General features: G+C 66.1%; 21 protein-coding genes and 1 tRNA gene. 12 read left to right on the top strand and 10 right to left on the bottom strand.

Translation table 11 applies throughout. From position 1 onward, the window contains the following. Positions 1-3 precede the first annotated feature (3 nt). The 3 genes from pepN to SH591_RS08900 all read right to left on the bottom strand — a co-directional run bounded on the left by pepN (position 4) and on the right by SH591_RS08900 (position 4,567). A complete protein-coding gene (gene pepN / locus SH591_RS08910; RefSeq protein WP_324748827.1) occupies positions 4-2,592 on the bottom strand; it encodes an aminopeptidase N in 2,589 nt (862 codons plus the stop codon). Positions 2,593-2,654: 62 nt separating this feature from the next. Further along, positions 2,655-3,569 (bottom strand): DMT family transporter, encoded by a 915-nt coding sequence (locus SH591_RS08905; RefSeq protein WP_324748826.1) that lies wholly within the window; start codon positions 3,567-3,569, stop codon positions 2,655-2,657. Next, positions 3,566-4,567: a threonine aldolase family protein gene (locus SH591_RS08900; protein ID WP_324748825.1), complete on the bottom strand. Its 1,002-nt coding sequence runs from the start codon at positions 4,565-4,567 to the stop codon at positions 3,566-3,568. The genes SH591_RS08905 and SH591_RS08900 overlap by 4 nt, the downstream gene beginning before the upstream one ends. A 149-nt stretch (positions 4,568-4,716) precedes the next feature. Here SH591_RS08900 and SH591_RS08895 point away from each other — a divergent pair, with 149 nt between their 5' ends. Then, on the top strand, positions 4,717-5,145 hold the full coding sequence (locus tag SH591_RS08895) for a PilZ domain-containing protein (RefSeq protein WP_322831151.1): 429 nt from the start codon (positions 4,717-4,719) through the stop codon (positions 5,143-5,145). Positions 5,146-5,186: 41 nt separating this feature from the next. Next, positions 5,187-5,531: a PilZ domain-containing protein gene (locus SH591_RS08890; RefSeq protein WP_322831150.1), complete on the top strand. Its 345-nt coding sequence runs from the start codon at positions 5,187-5,189 to the stop codon at positions 5,529-5,531. On the opposite strand, the gene SH591_RS08885 is transcribed toward SH591_RS08890, so the two are convergent. Beyond that, a complete protein-coding gene (locus tag SH591_RS08885; RefSeq protein ID WP_324748824.1) occupies positions 5,528-6,679 on the bottom strand; it encodes a sensor histidine kinase in 1,152 nt (383 codons plus the stop codon). The genes SH591_RS08890 and SH591_RS08885 overlap by 4 nt on opposite strands. 193 nt (positions 6,680-6,872) lie before the next feature. Further along, positions 6,873-6,947, bottom strand: a tRNA-Thr gene (locus tag SH591_RS08880). Between the two features lie 122 nt (positions 6,948-7,069). On the opposite strand from SH591_RS08880, the gene SH591_RS08875 reads away from it, so the two are divergent. Further along, the gene (locus SH591_RS08875) at positions 7,070-7,210 is read left to right on the top strand and encodes a hypothetical protein (RefSeq protein ID WP_324748823.1); all 141 of its coding nucleotides are present in this window, start codon (positions 7,070-7,072) and stop codon (positions 7,208-7,210) included. Here SH591_RS08875 and SH591_RS08870 read toward each other — a convergent pair. Further along, the gene (locus SH591_RS08870; RefSeq protein ID WP_324748822.1) at positions 7,207-9,000 is read right to left on the bottom strand and encodes an aminopeptidase P family protein; all 1,794 of its coding nucleotides are present in this window, start codon (positions 8,998-9,000) and stop codon (positions 7,207-7,209) included. The genes SH591_RS08875 and SH591_RS08870 overlap by 4 nt on opposite strands. Before the next feature lie 156 nt (positions 9,001-9,156). Here SH591_RS08870 and SH591_RS08865 point away from each other — a divergent pair, with 156 nt between their 5' ends. The 3 genes from SH591_RS08865 to SH591_RS08855 are packed head-to-tail and all read left to right on the top strand — an operon-like array spanning position 9,157 to position 13,039. Next, positions 9,157-11,229: a S9 family peptidase gene (locus SH591_RS08865; protein WP_324748821.1), complete on the top strand. Its 2,073-nt coding sequence runs from the start codon at positions 9,157-9,159 to the stop codon at positions 11,227-11,229. Beyond that, the gene (locus SH591_RS08860) at positions 11,226-12,650 is read left to right on the top strand and encodes a M1 aminopeptidase family protein (RefSeq protein WP_324748819.1); all 1,425 of its coding nucleotides are present in this window, start codon (positions 11,226-11,228) and stop codon (positions 12,648-12,650) included. The genes SH591_RS08865 and SH591_RS08860 overlap by 4 nt, the downstream gene beginning before the upstream one ends. Next, positions 12,647-13,039, top strand: coding sequence for an acyl-CoA thioesterase (locus SH591_RS08855; RefSeq protein WP_324748818.1), 393 nt, complete (start codon positions 12,647-12,649; stop codon positions 13,037-13,039). The genes SH591_RS08860 and SH591_RS08855 overlap by 4 nt, the downstream gene beginning before the upstream one ends. A gap of 119 nt (positions 13,040-13,158) precedes the next feature. On the opposite strand, the gene SH591_RS08850 is transcribed toward SH591_RS08855, so the two are convergent. Both SH591_RS08850 and serS read right to left on the bottom strand, forming a co-directional pair. Next, positions 13,159-13,836, bottom strand: a complete 678-nt coding sequence (locus SH591_RS08850) for an esterase/lipase family protein (protein WP_324748817.1) — start codon at positions 13,834-13,836, stop codon at positions 13,159-13,161. Between the two features lie 26 nt (positions 13,837-13,862). Beyond that, a complete protein-coding gene (serS, locus tag SH591_RS08845) occupies positions 13,863-15,122 on the bottom strand; it encodes a serine--tRNA ligase (protein ID WP_324748816.1) in 1,260 nt (419 codons plus the stop codon). Positions 15,123-15,570: 448 nt separating this feature from the next. On the opposite strand from serS, the gene SH591_RS08840 reads away from it, so the two are divergent. Together SH591_RS08840 and SH591_RS08835 are read left to right on the top strand one after the other, a co-directional pair. Continuing rightward, positions 15,571-16,506: a hypothetical protein gene (locus SH591_RS08840; protein ID WP_324748815.1), complete on the top strand. Its 936-nt coding sequence runs from the start codon at positions 15,571-15,573 to the stop codon at positions 16,504-16,506. Positions 16,507-17,137: 631 nt separating this feature from the next. Further along, a complete protein-coding gene (locus SH591_RS08835) occupies positions 17,138-17,260 on the top strand; it encodes a hypothetical protein (RefSeq protein ID WP_324748814.1) in 123 nt (40 codons plus the stop codon). Between the two features lie 62 nt (positions 17,261-17,322). Here SH591_RS08835 and SH591_RS08830 read toward each other — a convergent pair whose 3' ends face one another. Then, positions 17,323-17,511: a hypothetical protein gene (locus tag SH591_RS08830; protein WP_324748813.1), complete on the bottom strand. Its 189-nt coding sequence runs from the start codon at positions 17,509-17,511 to the stop codon at positions 17,323-17,325. A gap of 323 nt (positions 17,512-17,834) precedes the next feature. Between SH591_RS08830 and SH591_RS16290 the strand changes: the two genes are divergently transcribed. Beyond that, positions 17,835-18,062 (top strand): DUF6894 family protein, encoded by a 228-nt coding sequence (locus tag SH591_RS16290; protein WP_416385234.1) that lies wholly within the window; start codon positions 17,835-17,837, stop codon positions 18,060-18,062. A gap of 296 nt (positions 18,063-18,358) precedes the next feature. Here the strand turns inward: SH591_RS16290 and SH591_RS16285 are convergent, their stop codons facing one another. Continuing rightward, positions 18,359-18,580 (bottom strand): DUF6961 family protein, encoded by a 222-nt coding sequence (locus tag SH591_RS16285; protein WP_416385233.1) that lies wholly within the window; start codon positions 18,578-18,580, stop codon positions 18,359-18,361. A 519-nt stretch (positions 18,581-19,099) separates the two neighbouring features. Here SH591_RS16285 and yecR point away from each other — a divergent pair. Genes yecR through SH591_RS08815 form a run of 3 tightly spaced genes read left to right on the top strand, consistent with a single transcriptional unit; the run spans position 19,100 to position 19,879 of the window. Further along, positions 19,100-19,417: a YecR family lipoprotein gene (gene yecR, locus SH591_RS08825; protein WP_324748812.1), complete on the top strand. Its 318-nt coding sequence runs from the start codon at positions 19,100-19,102 to the stop codon at positions 19,415-19,417. A gap of 40 nt (positions 19,418-19,457) precedes the next feature. Then, positions 19,458-19,724 carry a DUF3892 domain-containing protein gene (locus SH591_RS08820; protein ID WP_324748811.1) on the top strand — a complete coding sequence of 89 codons (267 nt, stop codon included), beginning with the start codon at positions 19,458-19,460 and terminating at the stop codon, positions 19,722-19,724. Continuing rightward, a complete protein-coding gene (locus tag SH591_RS08815; RefSeq protein WP_324748810.1) occupies positions 19,718-19,879 on the top strand; it encodes a hypothetical protein in 162 nt (53 codons plus the stop codon). The genes SH591_RS08820 and SH591_RS08815 overlap by 7 nt, the downstream gene beginning before the upstream one ends. Positions 19,880-20,248: the final 369 nt, after the last annotated feature.

Here is a 20,248-nt window from a genome sequence, read left to right as displayed (position 1 = left end):
GTCCTAGCCCAGGCTTTTCGAGGCCTGTTCGAACACGTCCTTGGAGAGGCCTGGCGTGTCGACGATGCGTTGGAGCTCGCCGCGCATCAGTTCGGCGCGGATCTCGTCGAAGCGGCGCCAGCGGCCGAGCGGGGGGACGAGGCGGGCGGCGGTCTGCGGGTTCAATTTGTCCACGGCGAGGATCGTATCGGCGAGGAAGCGGTAGCCGCGTCCGTCCGCGTCGTGGAAGGCGCGCTGGTTGGCGGCGAAGGCGCTGATCAGGGCCCGCATGCGGTTCGGGTTGGCGAGCGTGAAATCGGGATGCTCGGCCAGCGCCAGCACCGCATCGACCGTATCGTCGCGGGTGGAGAGCGCCTGCACCATGAACCATTTGTCGAGCACCAAGGCGTTGTCGCGGTAGCGCTCGTAGAAAGCGGCAAGGGCCTCGCCGCGCTCGGGGGCCTCGCTGTTGGCGAGCGTGCCGAGCGCGCCCTGGCGGTCGGTCATGTTGTCGGCTTCGGCGAACTGGCGCATCGCCAGGGCCGGAGCGTCCTCGGCGCCGCCGGCCGACAGATAGCCGAGCGAGACGGTGCGCAGGCGGCGCGCGCCCTTGGCGGCCGGCGAATATTCGAACCGGTTGGCGGCGGCGGCGGCATAGAAATCGCGCCATTGCTGCTCGAGCTCGATGCCGAGCTCGGCGCGGAGCCGCTCGCGCGCGCTGTGGATCGCCTCCGGCTCGACGATCAGCAGATGGTCGCCGATGAAGGCCTCGGTCGGCAGCAGCACTGCCTCCGCGATGAAGGCCGGGTCGAGCCGGTCGTCGGCCAGCGTGTTGCGCACCGCCTCGATCACCGGCGCGTGGTCCGCCCTGCCGGTGGTGACCGCGGCGATCAACGTGTCGAGCATCAGTTGCTGCATCGCCTCGTAGCGCGCGAACGGATTGTCATCGTGCGCCGAAAGGAAAGCGAGGTCCTCGGTCGAGCGGTTGCTCTCGATGATGACCGGCGCCGAGAAATCGCGGTTGATCGACAGGACCGGGCGCTCGCCGATGCCCTCGAAGATCACTTCGTGGCTCGAATCCTCCAGCAGGATAAGCTGGTCGACATATTTCTCGCCGGTCTTGTCACCGAACAAGGCGATCTTGAGCGGGATCGGCATCGGCTGCTTGGTGGGCTGTCCCGGCGTCGGTGGAACGGTCTGTTCGAGCAGCAGGTGCGCGCGGCCGTCGCCATCGCGATGGGTAAGCGTCGCCTTCACCCGCGGCGTGCCGGCCTGGGCGTACCAGCGGCGGAAGCGCTCGAGGTCGGCGCCGGTCGCCAGCTCCATCGCGCGGACGAAATCCTCGCAGGTGGCGGCGGTGCCGTCATGGCTGCCAAAATAGAGATCGCTGCCGGCGCGGAAGCCTTCCGGGCCCAGGATGGTGTGCATCATCCGGATCACCTCGGCGCCCTTGTTGTAGACGGTCGCGGTGTAGAAGTTCGAGATCTCGATATAGGATTCGGGGCGGATCGGATGGGCGAGCGGGCCGGCGTCCTCCGGGAACTGCGCCGAACGAAGGGCGCGCACGTCCTCGATCCGCTTCACCGCATGGCTGCCCTGATCCGCCGAGAATTGCTGATCGCGGAAGACGGTGAAGCCTTCCTTGAGAGAGAGCTGGAACCAGTCGCGGCAGGTGACGCGGTTGCCCGACCAATTGTGGAAATATTCGTGCGCCACCACGCCCGCGACCGCGTCGTAATCCGCGTCGGTGGCCGTATCCGGATCGGCGAGGATGTAGCGCGAGTTGAAGACGTTGAGCCCCTTATTCTCCATCGCGCCGAAGTTGAAATCGGAGACGGCGACGATGTTGAACACGGCAAGGTCGTACTCGCGGCCGTAGACGCGCTCGTCCCAGGCCATCGAGGCCTTGAGCGCGTCCATCGCATGCTGGGTCTTGGGAAGGTCCTCGGCCCGTACCCAGATGCCGAGATCGACCGTGCGGCCCGAGCTGGTGACGAACGTATCGCGGTTGGCGACGAGATCGCCGGCGACCAGCGCGAACAGATAGGAGGGCTTGGGGAAGGGATCGTGCCATTCGGCCCAGTGGCGGCCATCGGGGAGATCGCCCCGTGCGATCGGATCGCCATTGGCGAGCAAGACCGGATAGGCCCCTTTGTCGGCGACCATCCGCACCTTGTAGCGGCTGAGCACGTCGGGTCGGTCGGGGAAGAAGGTGATGCGGCGGAAGCCCTCGGCCTCGCACTGGGTGCAGAGGATGCCGCCCGATTCATAGAGGCCCATCAACTGGCTGTTGGCGGAGGGCGCGATCTCGACGATCGTCTCGACCACGGCGCTGCGCGCGTCGAGCGGGATCGTGAGGACGTCGTCGGCATGGCTGTGCGCGGCCGGCTGGCCATCGATCTTGACCGAGAGCAGTTTCAGGTCTTCGCCGTCGAGGCGAAGCGGCTCGCCGGGCTGGTTGCGCTCGATGGTCAGCGTCGCCTTGACGATCGTGCGCTTCGCCGCGAGGTCGAATTCGAGGGCGATCTCGGGCACCAGCCATGCGGGTGGGCGATAGTCTTCGCGGCGGATCGTAGCCGGCGGGACGGCGGGCGCATTCTGGGCGTCGAGCATGAACCCAATCTAGGCTGCGGGCCGCGGGCGCACAACCGGCCGGCGGTCGACCCGAAGCCGCTTCAGGCCGGGCGGCGCGAGCGCAAGGCGATGGTGAGCCCGGCCAATGCGAGGATGCCGCCGGCGACGGCCAGCGTCGACCAGTGATAATCCTCGAAGACGGTCGAGAAGCCCATGGCGATGATCGGCACCAGCAGGCTCGAATAAGCCGCCTTGCTTGGGCCGATCGCGCGGATGATCCCGAAATAGAAAGTGAAGGCGAGCGCCGAGGCGGCGATGCCGAGATAGAAGAGGCCGAGCCAGTAGCCGACGCGATATTCGATCACCGGCGGGCCGTAGACGATCAAGGCGAAGATGGCGTTGGCGAGCACGCCATAGGCCATGCCCCAGGCGAGCATGCTGGCGATCGGACGCGCGCGCAGGCCTTCGCCCGCCTGCATGACGTTGGACACCGAAGCGCTGAGCACGCCGAGCAGAGTAAGGCCGATGCCGATCAGCACCGTCCCCGGATCGAACGACGTGCTGCGCATTTCCTGGACGAAGAGCAGGCCGACGCCGACGGTCGCGATCGCCGAGCCGACCAGGAAGCGCGCGGTGATGCGGTGCTTGAGGAACAGCCAGCCGAGCGCGGTATTGGGCACCAGCAGGAGGGCGAACACCACTGCGACGAGGCCCGACGTGATGTAATGCTCGGCCGCATAGACGAAATTGAAGTTCAGGCAGAATTGGGGGATGCCGAAGCCGGCCGCGAGCAGATGGCCCTTGCGGTCGATGCGCAGCGGGAAGCCCTTCCAGGCGGCATAAGCGAACATGGCCGTGCCGGCGATGATGAAGCGGTAGGTGACCGACCAGGTCGGCGGCACCGTGCCGAGCTGGTCCTTGATGACGATCCAGGTCGACCCCCAGATGAGGGTGATGACCACGAACGGAATGAGGACGCGCGGCGACATAATCGTCGCCGCCGGAGTCTCGGTCACAGCGCCTCGATCGCCCGGGCCAGCGCCTCGATATGCTCGGGCTGCTGGTCCCAGCTCACGACCAGGCGGGCCTCGCCCGGGCCCCAGTCGTAGAAATCGAAGCCCTGGTCGCGCAGCGCCTGCGCCTCGGCCGGAGCGACCTTAAGGAACAGCTCGTTGGCCTCGACCGGATGGACGAGCCGCTCGCCGGCGGCAGCGGCGAGCCGGGCGGCGCCGTCATTCGCGGCGCGGGCGTTGCGCAGCCAGACGTCGTTCTCGATCATCGCCAGCAGCTGCGCGGCGAGATAGCGGCCCTTGGAGAGTAGATGGCCGGCGCGCTTGCGGCGGTAGCGGGTGGCGTCGGCGAGCGCGGTGTCGAAGAAGATCAGGGCTTCGGCCGACATGCCGCCATTCTTGACGAAGCCGAAGCTCAGCACGTCGACCCCGGCCTTCCAGGTGAGCTCGGCCGGCGTGCAGCCGAGGCGCGCCACCGCGTTGGCGAAGCGGGCGCCGTCCATGTGGAAGCCGAGGCCGCGCTCCTTGCAGATGCCGCCGAGGGCGGCGACCTCGGCGGGCGTGTAGACGAGGCCATATTCGGTCGCATTGGTGATCGAGAGAGCGTGCGGCTGGACCTGGTGGACGTCGTTGCGGATCGTCGCGAGCAGGGCCCCGACGCTCGCCGGCGTGAGCTTGGCGCCCTCGCCCTCGGCCAGCATCAACTTGGCGCCGTGGGTGTAGAATTCGGGGGCGCCGCATTCGTCATTCTGGATATGCGCGTCGCGGTGGCAGAGGATCGCGCCGTGCGGGGGGCACAAAGCGGCGAGCGCGAGCGAATTGGCCGCGGTGCCGGTGGGAATCCAGAGCGCTCGCACCTCGCGCTCGAACAAAGCCGAGAAGGCGGCGTCGAGCCGGGCGCTGTACGTGTCGCCGTCGTACGCGGTCTCGAGGCGGTTGGCCTCCACCAGGGCGGCCATGACCTCGGGGCAGGCGGCGGCGGCATTGTCGGAGAAAAAGCGCATGTCCGCCCCCATAGAGGCCAGCGGCGAGAGGTCAATCGGCACGCCGGGCAACGCGCCATTCCTCGCAAACTCCTACCGCTCCGTTTACTTCTATTTAGGCCCGCCCGCCTATCTACGATCCAGGCCTCTTAAGAGACGACAAGGGAAAAATGGACGCAGATTCCCCCGACGACACGACCATGGACGGCAAGCGGAGCGTGAAACGCGCGCGTGTGCTGCTGGCGGCCAAGCTACGGACGGCGGCCGGCGAAGTGGACGTGCGTCTGCGGGACCTCTCGCAGAAAGGCGCCTTGATCGAACTCGCCCAGCCTTTGGTGCTGGGCGACGAAGTGGTGTTCGCCCGCGGAAAGACAATCGTCTCGGCACGCGTCGCCTGGACGGGCGGGAACCGCGCGGGCCTCGAATTCCATCAGGAGATCGACGAGAGCGAGGTGCTCGTGCACGTCACGCGGCGCCCCTCCAACCAGACGCAACAACGATTCCGCCGCCCGCGCGTGCTCAGCGAGGATATCAGCGAGCAGGAGCGGCGGCTCGCCCATGTCTGGGCCAAGTCGGTGGGGATCGCCCCGCCGCGCTGATTTCATTCCAACGGCGGTGGGGATCGCCAGGGACGTGACCGATGTTCGAAGCGAGTGCGACAGGACTGACCGGCGAGCTGGCGATGAGCGGAATCCCCGCTGCGCCCCCGGGTCGCAAGGAAGAGCGCCAGCATTGCGAGATCGGCGCGGGCCTGCGCCAGCGCGGGGCCAGCGGCGTCACCGTCCAGATCATCGACCTTTCGACCCAGGGCTTTCGCGCCTCGACCCACCTCGAACTCGCGTCCGGCACCGACGTGTGGCTGAAGCTGCCCGGCCTGGAGGCCTTGCACGCCCGGGTCGCATGGACTCGCGGCAGCGCGGTCGGCTGCCAGTTCGTGCGGCCGCTGCACCCCGCCGTGCTGTCGATGGTGGTGAGCCGGGCCTAGTCCGCGGCGGGCAGCGACAGGACGAGCCGGGCGCCGCCGCCCGGATTGGGCTCCGCGGCGATGCGGCCGCCATGCGCTTCCACGATCGTGCGACAGATCGGCAGGCCGAGGCCGATCGCGCCGTTCCTCGTCGTCATGAAGGCGTCGAAGGCGGCGTGATGCGCGCCGGGCGGAAAGCCGGGGCCATTATCGGCGACCACGATCTCGACCATCGCGCCCTGCCGCTGCGCGGTGACCGATAAAATTTGGTCAGCGCGGCCCGCCATCGCCTCGATCGCGTTGCGGACGAGGTTGAAAAGAACCTGCTGGACCTGGATCGCGTCGCCGCGGACGTCGAGCCCGCCAAGATCGATGTCGCAGGCGAGATCGGGCGCGGCCCCGCCGGTCCGGGCGAGCGCCAGCGCCTCTCCGACCGCATCCGCGAGGTCGACGCTGGTCTTGTCGCCGTCGTCGCGCCCGGCCAGCTCGCGCAGGCTGCGGATGACGTCGCCCGCTTCGAGGGCACTCTGCTTGATCTGGTTGAGGGCGAAGGTGAGGTCGGCGACAGCGCCCGCCTGCGGCTTGGCGAGCAGGCGCTCGCAGCCGCTGACATAATTGGCGATCGCGGTGAGCGGCTGGTTGAGCGTGTGGGCGAGCGTCGACGCCATCGTCCCCATCGCGCTCAATCGCGAAATGTGGATCAGGTTGGTGCGCAGCAAGGCGACCTCGTCGCGCGCCAATTTCTGCCCCGTCACGTCGTAGCCGACGACGAGGACGCCGGCGACGGCGCCGTCATCGAACAAAGGCCGATAGCTGAAATCGACATAGCGCCGCTCGACCGGGTCGGTGCCCGAGATCGCGATCTCGACCTCGCGGCCCTCATGGACGCGGCCCGAGGCGAAAACCTCGTCGGCCAGGCCGAGGAAGCCCAAGGCCGCCAGCTGCGGCAGCGCCTCCGCCGCCGGCCGCCCGACGAGGTCGGTTTCGCCGGCGAGCGCCTGGAAAGCGCGGTTGGCGAAGGCGAAGCGATGATCGGCGCCGTAGGCGAGTGCGATGAAGCTCGGCGCATGCTCGAACAATTCGCCGAGCAGGGCGCTGTCCCGCTTCAGCGTCCGGCTGTCCCGGGCTTGGTCGGCGACGTCGGGCCGGATCGGGGACAGGTCGGTCATTGTTCCTCAGCGCTGATGCGGTGCCGCGGCACGGCGCAGCTTCGGGGATAGACGCTGGGCGAAAGAGCGGGAATGTAGGTGTTCTACGTGACGCAACCTCACGGTACGCGCCGTTAACCTCCGGGCGAGGACTGGCGCGCGCCCCCGGGCTGCGATGACGGCTGGTGAAGGCGTCTGTCACGGAAGGAAGCGATGGTGCTGCCGGTGAGGATTGAACTCACGACCTCAGCCTTACCAAGGATGCGCTCTACCACTGAGCTACGGCAGCATCGCCAGCCCGCCGCAGGTGCGGCGGTTCGGACGGCGGCGCTATGGGGGAAGGCCCGGCGCGGTGTCAACCCACCAACGGAGTTACTTTTTCGCGGCGCGACACGGCGTTATGGCAGGGTGATGAGCAAGAGCGATGACGAACGGGCGAGACGGCTGGCCGAGGCGCTGCGCGCCAATCTGCGGCGGCGCAAGGCGCAGGCGCGGGGCGACGAGCCCGATGGCGAGACCCCCGTCACCCCCGCGCCCGGCGAGCGCGACTAGAGCGGCGCACAGGCGGCGCGCAGCCACTCCAGCACCTCGCCCTCGACCTGCGGGCCGATCAGCGCCAGCACCTCGGCATGATAATCGTCGAGCCAGCGGCGCTCGTCGGCGGCGAGCATGGTGGCGTCGATCAAATTGCGCTCGATCGGCGCGAAGGTGAGCGTCTCGAAGCCGAGCACCTCCTTCTCGGCGCCGGGCACCTCGACCGGGACGACCAGGATCAGATTCTCGATGCGGATGCCGTATTCGCCGGCTTTGTAATAGCCCGGCTCGTTCGACAGGATCATGCCGGCGCGGAGCGGCTCGTCGCCGCCCGACTGGCTGCTGCCGGCGGGCGAAATACGCTGCGGCCCTTCGTGCACGGAGAGGTAGGAGCCGACGCCGTGGCCGGTGCCGTGGGCGTAATCGAGGCCGACCTGCCAGAGATATTGGCGGGCGAAGGAATCGAGCTGCGTGCCGCGCGTGCCGGCCGGGAAGCGCGCGGCCGAGACGGCGATATGGCCCTTGAGCACGCGGGTGAAGCGGTCGCGCATCTCGTTCGTGGGCTCGCCGACGATGATCGTGCGGGTGATGTCGGTGGTGCCGTCGGGATATTGGCCGCCCGAATCGACCAGATAGATGGAATTCATTTCCAGCGGCAGGTTGCTGTCCTCGTCGACCCGATAGTGCGGAATCGCCGCGTGCGGCCCCGCTGCGGAGATGGTGTCGAAGCTGAGGTCGCGAAGATCGCCGCCCTCGGCGCGGAATTGCCGAAGCTTCGCCGCGGCCGACAGCTCGTCGATGCCGCCCTTGGACGCCTCGAGCGAGAGCCAGTGGAGGAAGCGGACGATCGCGGCGCCGTCGCGCGCCTGCGCGGCCTTGTGGCCGGCAACCTCGGCTTCGTTCTTGATCGCCTTGGGAAGGACGGCCGGGTCGCGCTTCTGCAGCACCTTGGCGCCAGCTTCCTCGAGCGCCTCGAAGATCGCGGCGACGGCGCGCTCGGGATCGGCGACGACGGTCTTGCCGGAAAGCGTGCGCAGATGCGGCTCGAAGTCGTGGCGCTCGTGCAGGCGGACGCCGTTGCCGAGATGCTGGCGGACGTCGTCGCCGAGCTTTTCGGAGGCGACGAACAAATCGGCAGTGCCGTCGTCGTGGACGAGCGCGAACGACAGGGCGACCGGCGTGCGCTCGACGTCCTCGCCGCGGACGTTGAAGGTCCAGGCGATCGAATCGAGCGCGGACAGGACGGCGGCGTCGGCCTTCTCACCCTTCAGCCAGTCGGCCATCTCCTGGCGCTTGGCGGCGGACGACTTGCCGGCAAAGGAATCGGGGTGGACGACCAACCGCGCCTTGGACGGCTGGGGCTGTCCGTCCCAGACGGCGTCGATCGGGTTGCGGTGCACGGCGACCAGTTCGGCGCCCTTCGCGGCCAAAGCGGTACGCGCCTTCTTCACCCAGTCGCTGGTGTGGAGCCAGGGATCGTAGCCGATGCGGCCGCCTTCGGGCGCATGCTCGCGCAGCCAGTCGGCGATGCTGGTCTCGGGCACCGACTGGTAGCTCCAGTGCGCGCCATCGACCTGCTCGCGGACCTGGAGGGTGTAGCGGCCGTCGGTGAAGATCGCCGCCTCCTGCGGAAGCACAACCGCCGATCCGGCCGAGCCCTGGAATCCGGTGAGCCAGGCGAGGCGCTGGGCGTAGCTGCCGACATATTCGCTCATATGCTCGTCGGTGAGCGGTACCACGAAGCCGTCGAGGCGCTCGGACTTCAATTGTTCGCGCAAGGCGGCGAGGCGGGCTTCGTAGGTCGACATTTGGCTCTTTCCGAAAGCGGGGATCGCTCCCTAAATAGAGCCCATCACGAGCCCGCGCCAGTGCGCGGAACCCCGGGGGACCATCTCATGCGCAGTCTCGTTCTTATCCTTCTCCTTGCCAGCACGCCGCTCGCGGCCCAGCCTCAGAAAGCTCCGATGAACCACGCCACGCACCTGCCCGCACCGCCCCAGGCGGAAAAGCGCCCTTACAGCTACGAGCGTCACGGCTATCGGATCGAGGATCCCTATTTCTGGCTCAAGGACCAGACCTATCCCAAGGTCGATGACGCCGACGTGCTGGACTATCTCAAAGCCGAGAATGCCTATTTCGAGGCGGCGATGAAGCCGCATGCGGCCCTGGTCGAGACCCTGTTCCAGGAGATGAAGGGCCGCATCAAGGAGGACGAATCCTCGGTGCCGGTGAAGGATGGCGACTGGCTCACCTGGTGGGCGTTCAAGCCGGGCGCGCAATATCGCACCTGGTATCGCAAGCCGGCGGCGGGCGGCGCCGAGCAGGTCCTGCTCGACGAGCCCGCCGAGGCGGCGGGCAAGGAATTCTATAAGCTGGGCGCATTGGAGCTGAGCCCCGACGGCCGCTACGCCGCGCTCATGGTCGACGATAACGGCGCCGAGCGGTTCGAGCTGCGCATCCGCGATCTCGCCACCGGCAAGGATATCGAGACGGTGACCAAGGTCGGCATCGGTTCGCCGGTGTGGACCAGCGACAGCAAGGCGGTGGTGTTCACCGAGGTCAACGAGAATTGGCGCAGCTACCGCGCCCGCCTGCACAAGCTCGGAACGCCGGTCAGCGCGGATAAGACCTTGTACGAGGAGAAGGACGAGCTCGGCTTCACGGTCGGCATTTCGCGGTCGCACGACCGTAGCCTGATCTTCATCGGCACCGGCGACAACGCCACCAGCGAAGTGCGCTTCGTGCCCGCATCGAACCCGGAAGCACCGCTGACCCTGATCGCGCCGCGCAAGACCAACCGGCTCTATTCGGTCGATGCGAGCCACGGCAAGCTCTGGATCCTCACCAACGACGACCATGTGAACTTCCGCATCGCCGAGGCCGATCCCGCACGTCCGGGCGCGTGGAAGACGGTGATCCCGGGCTCCGACCGCGTCTACCTGCGCGGCGCCACCGCCTTCCGCGACCATCTCGCGATCGAGGAACGGGTCGACGGCCTCGACCAGATCCGGCTCCGTTCCTATGACGGCCAGGAGGAGCGCATCCGCTTCCCCGAGGCGAGCTACACCGCCTCGCTCGGCTCCAACCCCGAATATGCGCCCAAGGCCTATCGCGTCAGCTACAGCTCGATGGTCACGCCGACCACGGTCTACGATTACCATCCCGCCGACGACCGGCTGGAGACGCTGAAGGTCCAGGAAATTCCGTCGGGCTACGATCCCAGCCTCTACGCCACCGAGCGGCTGATGCTTCCGACCCGCGACGGCAAGACGGTGCCGGTCTCGGTCGTCTACAAGAAGGGCTTCGAGAAGAACGGCGAGGGCAAGCTCTTCCTCTACGCTTATGGCGCCTACGGCTATGCCGTGCCGCCGAGCTTCTCGACCACGCGGATGAGCCTGCTCGACCGCGGCTATGCCTATGCGATCGCCCATATCCGCGGCGGCGACGACCTCGGCTACCAATGGTATCTCGACGGCAAGCTCACCAAGCGCACCAACACGTTCAACGATTTCGTCGACGCGGCGAAGGGGCTGGTGGCCGAAGGCTTCACCAAGCCGGGCCATATCGGCATCCAGGGCGGATCGGCCGGCGGCGAGCTGATGGGCGCGGTGGTGAACAGCGATCCGGCTTTGTGGGGCGCGGTCGTCGCCGACGTGCCGTTCGTCGACGTGCTGAGCACGATGCAGGACGAAAGCCTGCCGCTCACGCCCGGCGAGTGGCCTGAATGGGGCAATCCGATCACCGACAAGGCGGCGTTCGACTATATCCGCTCCTACTCGCCCTACGACCAGGTGAAGGCGCAGGCCTATCCGCCGCTGCTGATCACCGGCGGACTCAACGATCCGCGCGTGACCTATTGGGAGCCGGCCAAATGGGCGGCCAAGCTGCGCGAACTGAAGACCGACGACAATCTGCTGCTCCTCAAGATCAACATGGGCGCGGGCCATGGCGGCAGATCGGGCCGCTGGGAGCGGCTGCGCGAGAATGCCGAGGCCTATGCGTTCGTGCTGACCCAGATCGGCGACGGCGCCCAGTGAGAGCGCTGCTCGGCCTGGCCCTGCTCGCTTTGTCGGCCTGCGGGGCCGGCGCGGCGGCGGTCAGGCCGGCAGCCTCCACCGATTTCGGCGCGGCGGCTGAGGCCGCGGCCGACGTCGAGGTCGTGCGCGACGGCGACGGCTGGACCGCGGACTTCCGCTTCCGCTCCGCCGCCCCGGTCTGGGCGTTCACCCGTTCGCCGCTGGCGCGGACAAGCAACCAGCCGTGGCGGCCCGAAAGCTGGACCGTGCTGACCCCGGGCGTGCGGCTCGAACGGCTCGGCTGGTACGATGCGTTCGTCGCCGACAAGGGCGCCGTGCCGGAGCGGGTGCGGATTCGCTTCACGCCGTTCGGCAAGGATATCGAGACCAGCTACGATCCGGCCCTGATCTTCACCGACGGCTCGGTGGCGCTCTATGGCGAGCAGTTCAAGGCCTTCCCTTTACCCTCGCGGAGCAAGGCGCGGGCGCTGCCGATCGATCCGTCGACGATCGAGGGCACCGGCACGCCGACCCGCGTCACCTTCCGCGACGCCAACGGCCGGGTTCTCCACGCCGGGCAGCGCCTGCCCTCGGTGACGCTCGACGATCCCGACACCTACGTCCTGTTCGGCCCCGCCGCGCCGCTCGTCAGCGACACGATGGCGACGATCATCGATCCCGGGCTGCCGGCCTGGCTGCGCACCTTCCTCCTCGATTCCACGCCGAAGATGCTGGCTTATTTCGCCGATGCGCTCGGCCCACCGCCCGGGGTGAAGCCGACGGTGATGGTGAGCTGGTCCGGGCCGACGCCGGGCATGGTCAGCATGAGCGGCAGCGTCCTGCCCGGCATGGTCGTGATGACGTTCGAAGGCGCGGGGGTGGCCGCCGAGCGGCCCGGCCTGCGCCACCAGACGCGTTGGTTCATCGCCCATGAGAGCGCCCATTTCTGGCTCGGGCAGGCCGTCGCCTACGAAACGCCGCGCGATTCCTGGATCACCGAGGGCGGCGCCGACCTGCTCGCCATCCGCGCCGTATCCGCCATCGACCCCGGCTACGACGCGCGCGCCGAGCTGCAGCGCGCGCTCGACGAGTGCGTGAAGCTGGCGCGGAGGCCGGTCGCCAGCGCGCAAGAGCGCGGCGAGCATCGCGCTTATTATGCCTGCGGCGCCATCTTCGCCCTGGTCGCCGAGAGCGCCTCGGGCCGGCCGTTCGCGCAGTGGCTGCGGCCGCTGATCGAGGCCAATCGCGCCGACGGACTGCTGAGCCGCGGCGAATGGCTGGCCGCGCTCGACGCGAGCAGCGGCGACCGCCGCCTCGGCCGCGACATGGCGCGCCTGCTCGACCGTGGTGCGAGCGACCCCGAGGCGGCGCTCGCCACGCTCTTCGCCCGCGCAGGCGTCCCGTTCGAACGCGCGCCCGACGGCGCATTGAGGCTCCTATGACCCCTTTCGAGAAGCAGATCACTGCCCGGGACGAGGACATTGACGAGCTCGGTCACGTCAACAATGCTGCCTGGGTGCGCTGGATCCAGGACGTCGCCACCGCGCACTGGTATGCGGTCGCCGATCCGGCCCATGCCGAAGCCTATATCTGGGTCGTGATCCGCCACGAGATCGACTATCTGCGCGCCGCCGGACCGGGCGAGACGGTGACCGGCCGCACCTGGGTCGGCGAGGCGCCCAAGGGCGCGCGCTTCGACCGCCACGTCGAGTTCGTCGGCGCCGACGGCAAGGTCCGGGTGCGGGCGAAGACGACCTGGGCGATCATCGACAAAGCCAGCGGCCGCCCGATCCGCGTCCCGCCGGAGGTTGTCGCGCCGTTTTTGGGTTAGCGGTCGCAGCGCGCTCCGTATTGCGAGCGCAGCGAAGCAATCCAGAAACCGCCCCCGAGCGCCCACTGGATTGCCGCGGCGCGTGCCGCGCCTCGCAATGACGGGGGCGGCTCGGGAGCCTAGAAGTCGCGCAGGGCCGCGGCGATCTGGGGATAGGCGCGCTTCGAGACGGCGAAGCCCATGTGGCTGCAGTCGAGCTCGACCTGGCGGTCGCTCTGGCCGTCGCAGCCGCGCGCGCAGGCCGGGGCGACGATGCCGTCGCGGCGCGACCAGATGGCGAGCGTCGGCACCGGCGGCTTGGCCTCGAGGTCGAGATCGAGCGGCGGCCGGTCCACCGGATGGCCGCTCACCCATTCGTAGAGCCGCCAGACATTGTTGGCGCGCAGATCGCCCGAAAATGGCGAGCCGAGGGTGACGACCCTGCTGACGATGTCGGGCCGCGCCTTGGCCGCCTCGCGCGCGAACAGTCCGCCCAGGCTCCAGCCGACCAGGGTCACCGGGCGGCCGTGGCCGTGGCGCTCGACCCGCTCGACCAGCCGGTCGAGGATGTCGGCGCGCGCGCCCTTGTTGAGGCCCATCCCCCAGCCGGCGACGCGATAGCCTTCCTTGCCGAGCGCGCGCTGCAGGCCGAGCGTGGTGCGGTCGGTGGCGAGGAAGCCCGGCACGACCAGCAGCGGCTCGCCGTCCGGGGGGCCATGCTCGCCCAGGCGGCCGAAGGCGCGGTAGAATCGCGCCGCGATCGCCACCCCTTCGCGCGCGAAGAGGCGAAGCGGCGGCGGCTGGTCGTCGGTTCTCATCGGGCCAACATAAGGGCGCGCGGGCCTTAGAGGAACTCCCCGCCCATCAGCGGCTGCAACGCCTTGGGGAGTCTCACACGACCGTCGGCCTGCTGGTGGTTCTCGAGCAGGGGCACGAGGATGCGCGGCGACGCCAGAGCGGTGTTGTTGAGCGTGTGGACGAAGCGCACCTTGCGCTCGCCGTCGCGCCAACGGAGGTTGGCGCGGCGCGCCTGCCAGTCGTGCAGGGTCGAGCAGCTGTGGGTCTCGCGATATTTGCCTAACGACGGCACCCAGGACTCGATGTCGTTCATCCGGAACTTGCCGAGGCCCATGTCGCCGGTCGAGGTCTCGACCACCTGGTAGGGGATTTCGAGGTCCGTGAGCAAAGCCTCGGCATTGGCGAGCAATTTCGCGTGCCATTCGGCCGAGACCGCGTCGTCATCCTCGCAGATCACATATTGTTCGAGCTTGTAGAATTGGTGGACGCGCAGCAGCCCGCGCACGTCGCGGCCGGCGCTGCCCGCCTCGCGGCGGAAACAGGGCGAAAAGCCGGCATAGAGGATCGGGAGCTGCTGGCTCTCCAATATCTCGCCCGAATGCAGGCTGGTCAGCGCGATCTCGCCGGTGCCGGCGAGATAGAGATCGTCCTTGGGGATCTCATAGGCTTCCTCCTCGTGGCCGGGGAAATGGCCGGTTGCGACGAAGGCCTGCGGCCGCGCCAGCGCCGGCACGGTCATCAAGGTAAAGCCCTCATTGGCGAGCTTCTGCTGCGCCCAGAACATCAGGGCGCTCTCGAGCATCGCCAGCCGCCCCTTCAGCGCATAGGTGCGCGAGCCCGCGACCTGCGTGATGCGGCTGAGGTCGGCCCAGTCGTTCATCTCGATCAGCTGGACATGGTCGCGCGGCTCGAAATCGAAGGCTGGGACCGCGCCCTCGGTGCGGACGACGACGTTGGAATTCTCGTCCGGTCCGACCGGCGCGCCTTCCCAGGGTATGCCCGGCAGCCGCAGCATCAGTGCATTCAGCGCTTCCTCGCGCTCGCTGAGCCGGGTCTCGATGTCGCCGATCGTCCCGGCGATGCCGTTGACGCGCTCGCGCAAAGCCGCCTGCTGGTCGGCGGGGGTCGATTTGAACGTGCCGCTCAATTCCTTGCGCTGGCGGCGCAACTCCTCGACCTCCTGCTTCAGCGCGCGGACCTCGCCGTCGAGCCGCAGCAGCGCGTCCAGGTCGACCGAGACATTCTTGTCGGCGATCGCCTTGGCGACAGGATCGCGATTCTCGCGGATGAAATTCAGGCTGAGCACGGCGGGCCCTCGAAGGAAACGGAAAGCGCGCGTGTAGAGCAACCGGCGCGGCGCTGACAAGGAAGGCGATGGTGGAGGCTTGCGCGGCGCGCGAAGCAGGATGGCGGAGACGGAGGCTGCCAAACCTTGGAGAGAGAGTGGCCGCTTTTGCGCAGTCATTCCCTCATTCGTTACCCCAGAGCGATTAGTCTGGGCGGAATGTCGGGCACCCGCCCATCTTAGCACGAAGACGCAGTCGGAGTAGCGGGGGACCTGCGCGACACGGGCGAGCCTAGCCGGTCGGCACAAAAATGGATCTGCTCGCCTCTCATTGGTCGCAGGGACAAGACTAGTGCGCGACAGCGGCGCTGGCGTGAATTGCACGCAGCCCGATCGGCGTTGCCGGATCGCGAGCCGCCATTGTTGACGACCAGGTCTGGCCGGAGCCGATCCGACCAAGGAATGAACAATGCCGAAATGCAGGCTCTGTGCAGCGGAGATTGCCGATGTGTGCGCCCGACTGATTATCGGCGAGTCACGGCGCTCGATTATCAAACTCTACGGCATCGGAAGTGATACGGTTGCCCGCATTGAGGACGCGCTTCGGAAGGGTGGCGTCACGCTAGCCAAGCGATCAAGAGGCCCTATCGACGCTCAGCAGCATGCACTTGTGCAAGAGCTATTGCGTACAACCTCGAAGTCTAACCGCGAGATCGCTGCTGAGACCGGGGTTAGTCATGGGACAGTCGCTATTGCACGCCACCGGTTCAATATCGAGCTTGTCCAGGCGGGAGGGGAACTTCCACGGTGCGATTGCGGCCAATATCTGCACCACCCGCGGTTATGCTGGGCACGCCAGAGGCAGAACATGATGAACGCTGGCATGAGGTCCCTTGTCACCATGGAGCCCGAGATGCGAGCCGATGTTCGGCGTCGCCTGCTGGGCGGTGAAGCCATGCGAACGGTTGCGGAACGGGTGGGCCTTAAAAGATCCCAAATTCTCTCGTTTGTTCAGACTTTTACACGGGACGAGCGCGAGCAACGAAAAGCCGCTTTTCGTGTCGGTGCAGGCCGGCGGCGAGCAGATGCATTGAGGAGGTCGATTACTAAGCCCAAGGCGACGGACCCCACCACTGACCCCCTTTACGCGCGCATCTCAGCGGCTGTGCCACGCGGGATCGACTGCACGTTGCGGGATGACATGATCAGCCAAGCGTATCTCGAGGTGCTGGAGGGCCGGATAAAGGAAGACCAGTTGGCAGATGGTGTGAAGAAAGTACGAGGCCGCATATTCCAAGCCTTCGCGAACCCCTGGGGCAACCTGAGTTTAGATGTAGCCCGAGGCAATGAAGGCGGACGACGGACGATCGAGCAGATTCCTGCGGAAACTTCAGCTTTCGCTTGATTGCTCGACCGGCCCGACGAAGACTCGGATGTCCCGCCCGCTGGGTCTTCGTCCTCCCGCACAGCCTCGACCGGCGTGCCCATGCCACGAGCTGTGCTGCTCAACGCAATCGCCGAAGCCATGGTGGTTTCATTGCGATGAAAAGGGGACGAGAGTATTAAGGAATCGCGCGGCGATGGCGGACGTTGGCGCCGATAGCTTGAAGCAGGCGCTGAGCCCTCCCCGTGAGTATGGGCTGTCGCCGCGCACGTCGTTTCAGCCGTTTCGCGACACCATGGCTGCACACCAATTCATCGGGCGCCGGCGCACCCAGCGCTTCGTACGATCGATCATCCGCGTCGTGATCCAGCAAGGGCTGGGGTCGTGACGGGAGATAAAGCCGCACTGTCACGACGTGGAGCGTGCAACAGGGGCGGGGTGCGTTCCTCGCCGCAACAGTGCGGACGGCTCGGGCGCGCTCCCCGCGGTCAGAGCCCATCACACCGGGCCGGATAGGCGCCGACATGACGAACTACATTAGCACAATGCGGAGCATTCACGCACGCTACAAAGCGGTAGTTAGCCGTCGTCCATATCCAGGTCTGAGCATGTGCCGCCGGCGAACGGCATGAGGTTGATAGCCGCTATCCCCATGGCACGGCCCGATCTTGACGGCTTCCGTGTTGGTGAGGCGGATTATCCCGCGCTCCATCTTGTCGAGCTTCTCGACGCCGATGCCAGTGGCTTCCCTGATGCGCTGGAGATCCCAGCCTAGATACTCCCGCCATGCTTTCAGCGGGTGCTCGCCACCATCGACGCGGTGGCAGGGATGGGGGCCTAGTCCCGCCACTGATGGCGTTCGGTAAAGTCCAAGAACGCATCGAGGACCGGCTCAATGCGCCCAAGGTTCACCGCCACCTTTTGGCCCCCGCATTCGTATTGTAGCTCGACGTGGCCGTTCTCGTCCGGGTCTGCCAGCCGCCAGGGGCATAGGCCCTCGTTCCGTCTTTCATCTGCCTCGGCCATGATCGTCTCCTTTCGGATATTGCGTCACCGGCGTCCCATTTTCCCAATTTCCAATAACCCGGAACACACCCAGGGAGAACTTCGTAGTTCTCCTAAAGGTGAGGCGATGCGGCTTATTTGCTGGATATTTGGACACAAGCGCTCGCTTCGCAAGATCCAGCACACCGGCTTACATTACCTAAGCCGGTGTGTTTGGTGTAAAGCCCCGATGATCCGTATCTCGCATGGGCACTGGCGATTGCTGGAAGAGGGCGAATTAGGGCAATCTGCCGGAACGAACGGAACGTGACAGGTAGCCCCCGTTCTCCGCGCCATGGTCCGCTATTTTTCCACGTCCACAATCACGTCACAGAGAGGATGAGGAGGGCCAAGAGCTTGCCGATGCCTCAGCCGCCCACCAACGGGCTCTAGAAACCGCCCGCGACATGGGGTGTGAGAGCGTCCACGAGTTCGGCGACGTCAACCTGGAGCACTACGTCCGGGTCACGGATGAAGCGGAGCAAGAGGTGTGTCGGGTGACGTTCCGGGAGGCGTTCACGATCACGGGGTGAAGCCTGACCCTCTCGTTTACACCGAGCGCCGCAAGCTTTCCGGATTTAGCTACTCGGCCGACAAAAATTTGGGTATAGACATCAGGCCTGAAGTAATAGTCCCTACAGTGTGCGCGTGTACTACTCGACGCCGAATAGGACCGCTATGCTCACCAATTGGTCGCTCCTGGGCCCCGACAGCGAGGGTCATATCTGGATTAACCTGGTAGAGGCTGACGGAAGTACGTCGAGCTACGATCTCGGTACTCCTTATCAGGTGGCCAAGAAGCTGCGGGACTTCCTTGTCCATCTCCGTTTCAGGGAAAGACAGGAGGTCGGTATCCACGGATAGCGATGACGAAACCTGTATCGTCGGGGAGCTCGACCTGGTGCGCGGACCCCACTGCTCCTCCAGCCAGAGCCTCGATCCGTGAGGCTATGTGCCTCCAAGTCGCCACACCCTCCTGGTCGCCCCAATTGCTCAATTCCGCGATGCGCACGGCGGCGACGAACGGCGCTCGATCGCCATACTGGACCATCGCCTCGTTGGCACAGGCCCAGAGCTCCCAGTCGCTCAGCATGGGGTCATCCGAATAACGTCGTGCAGGTTGTAGCGTTCGGCCGCCGCGTCGGCATTGCTTGTCCAAGAGGTGATTGCTCCACTCCGGACATAACATTGCGTGCGCATATCGATAGGTTTGGCCACGCCGCCTCCAATACGTCAACTCGGGGATACCGTATGAAAGCACCTGTTGCTGCTATTGTTGTGACCGCCGTAGGATCGGCATTCGCGCCGATCGCGGTCCCGTTCCTCGTCGCCTCGATTATCTGGCTGGGAGTTGCTTACAGTAGGCGGCCTCGGCGCACCTGAGCAAGACGAGCCGGGATAAGGGGGTATCCAAATCCCGGCTCTGACCGCCAAGGCGGCTGGCAATCTTTCTATCTCCTCGCCTATTGTCGGCATAGACACCTGAAGGGTCCATCACGGACATAACTTCACTCATCTTCCTCGATAGATTGCCTCTTGCGCCACAGAGCAAAGCAAAGGGGGGTGTCCGATGAGAGAATGGATCGCCGCGTTCGTGTTCCTCGTCTTGGTCGGATGTGCCACGACCAAAACACTTCAGGCCACCGGAGGAAGCCGCTCTGACGGCGTGGTTCGCCTCTCATTCGAATATGGCGCTTTCGAAAGCCCGCAGATCGACGAGGCCCAAGCGCATTCCGTCGCGCGCGATCGGTGCAAGGTGTGGGGTTATTCGGACGCTGAGGCGTTCGGCGGAGTGACCAAGGTCTGCAATCAGACGGGCATGTACGGCTGCACCGGATGGATGGTGACAAAGGAATATCAATGCACAGGAGCTAACACGCCGACCTGAGAAGTCCCCATGCAGATGAAGCCTCAGAAGGAGCAACGGCATGGCGGATCTCCAAGTTACCTGCCACACGCCCGACAACAACGACATGGATCGACGCATTCAGGGCCTCGGCGGAGCGTGGGGTTGGAAGGGCATCGACACGCTGATCGACGAAATCCAACGCGGTACCAATCGGTATTGGACTACGGCTCACGGGCGCAGCGTGTGGGTCGTTGCACAGCGCCATCCTCAATCCGCCCGGCTATATTTGACTACAGAGGGCGATGGCTATCCGCCGAATAACCTGCTTAGCCTTAGCCGTTGCTGATCAAGCGGCTCGCGCTGCCGAACAATGAGGTTCGAGGTGCATATGAAGACATTGGCAATTCTGGTGGCCGCCGCTTCGGTGCTGATTGGCCCATCCGCGCTCAACCCATGCTCTTCGCCTGCATTCGCGGCGACCGGCTCATTTGCGTGCTGTAAGGTGTGCAAGGCGGGCAAGGCTTGCGGGGACTCCTGCATCTCGCGCGATAAAGAATGCCACAAAGGGCCGGGCTGCGCGTGCGACGGATAGTTGAACGAGCGTTGGACCGCCGGCCAGTAGGGCTTCGGGAAAGCATCATGCTCGCAAAATCGCTAGCGGATAAATCCGAGACGCTGCTAAAGCGCTTCCGAAGGGAGGTCAAAGAGACCCCCACGGAAGGCTAATCTTTTTTGTCACAGCAATATCGTTATCGCACGGCCGCGCTGGTTGGGCGGTGGCTCCCTAGCCACGAAGAAGCAGTGGCCGACGCCGTTCGCGTGGGCTTAGGGGCGATGAGCCCGCACGGCACGGTTACGTGGCGAGTGGAC

Origin of the sequence: Sphingomonas sp. LY54 (assembly GCF_035594035.1) — a bacterium.
Lineage (GTDB): Bacteria > Pseudomonadota > Alphaproteobacteria > Sphingomonadales > Sphingomonadaceae > Allosphingosinicella.
This window is presented reverse-complemented; position numbering and strand designations above follow the sequence as displayed.

What these genes read in the sequence shown, in the direction of transcription:
- pepN (WP_324748827.1), bottom strand. Translation starts at nt 2,592, where the DNA reads ATGCTCGACGCCCAGAATGCGCCCGCCGTCCCGCCGGCTACGATCCGC.
- SH591_RS08900 (WP_324748825.1), bottom strand. Translation starts at nt 4,567, where the DNA reads ATGCGCTTTTTCTCCGACAATGCCGCCGCCGCCTGCCCCGAGGTCATG.
- SH591_RS08895 (WP_322831151.1), top strand. Translation starts at nt 4,717, where the DNA reads ATGGACGCAGATTCCCCCGACGACACGACCATGGACGGCAAGCGGAGC.
- SH591_RS08890 (WP_322831150.1), top strand. Translation starts at nt 5,187, where the DNA reads ATGTTCGAAGCGAGTGCGACAGGACTGACCGGCGAGCTGGCGATGAGC.
- SH591_RS08885 (WP_324748824.1), bottom strand. Translation starts at nt 6,679, where the DNA reads ATGACCGACCTGTCCCCGATCCGGCCCGACGTCGCCGACCAAGCCCGG.
- SH591_RS08875 (WP_324748823.1), top strand. Translation starts at nt 7,070, where the DNA reads ATGAGCAAGAGCGATGACGAACGGGCGAGACGGCTGGCCGAGGCGCTG.
- SH591_RS08870 (WP_324748822.1), bottom strand. Translation starts at nt 9,000, where the DNA reads ATGTCGACCTACGAAGCCCGCCTCGCCGCCTTGCGCGAACAATTGAAG.
- SH591_RS08865 (WP_324748821.1), top strand. Translation starts at nt 9,157, where the DNA reads ATGAACCACGCCACGCACCTGCCCGCACCGCCCCAGGCGGAAAAGCGC.
- SH591_RS08855 (WP_324748818.1), top strand. Translation starts at nt 12,647, where the DNA reads ATGACCCCTTTCGAGAAGCAGATCACTGCCCGGGACGAGGACATTGAC.
- SH591_RS08850 (WP_324748817.1), bottom strand. Translation starts at nt 13,836, where the DNA reads ATGAGAACCGACGACCAGCCGCCGCCGCTTCGCCTCTTCGCGCGCGAA.
- SH591_RS08840 (WP_324748815.1), top strand. Translation starts at nt 15,571, where the DNA reads ATGCCGAAATGCAGGCTCTGTGCAGCGGAGATTGCCGATGTGTGCGCC.
- SH591_RS08835 (WP_324748814.1), top strand. Translation starts at nt 17,138, where the DNA reads ATGGCACGGCCCGATCTTGACGGCTTCCGTGTTGGTGAGGCGGATTAT.
- SH591_RS08830 (WP_324748813.1), bottom strand. Translation starts at nt 17,511, where the DNA reads ATGGCCGAGGCAGATGAAAGACGGAACGAGGGCCTATGCCCCTGGCGG.
- SH591_RS16285 (WP_416385233.1), bottom strand. Translation starts at nt 18,580, where the DNA reads ATGGTCCAGTATGGCGATCGAGCGCCGTTCGTCGCCGCCGTGCGCATC.
- yecR (WP_324748812.1), top strand. Translation starts at nt 19,100, where the DNA reads ATGAGAGAATGGATCGCCGCGTTCGTGTTCCTCGTCTTGGTCGGATGT.
- SH591_RS08820 (WP_324748811.1), top strand. Translation starts at nt 19,458, where the DNA reads ATGGCGGATCTCCAAGTTACCTGCCACACGCCCGACAACAACGACATG.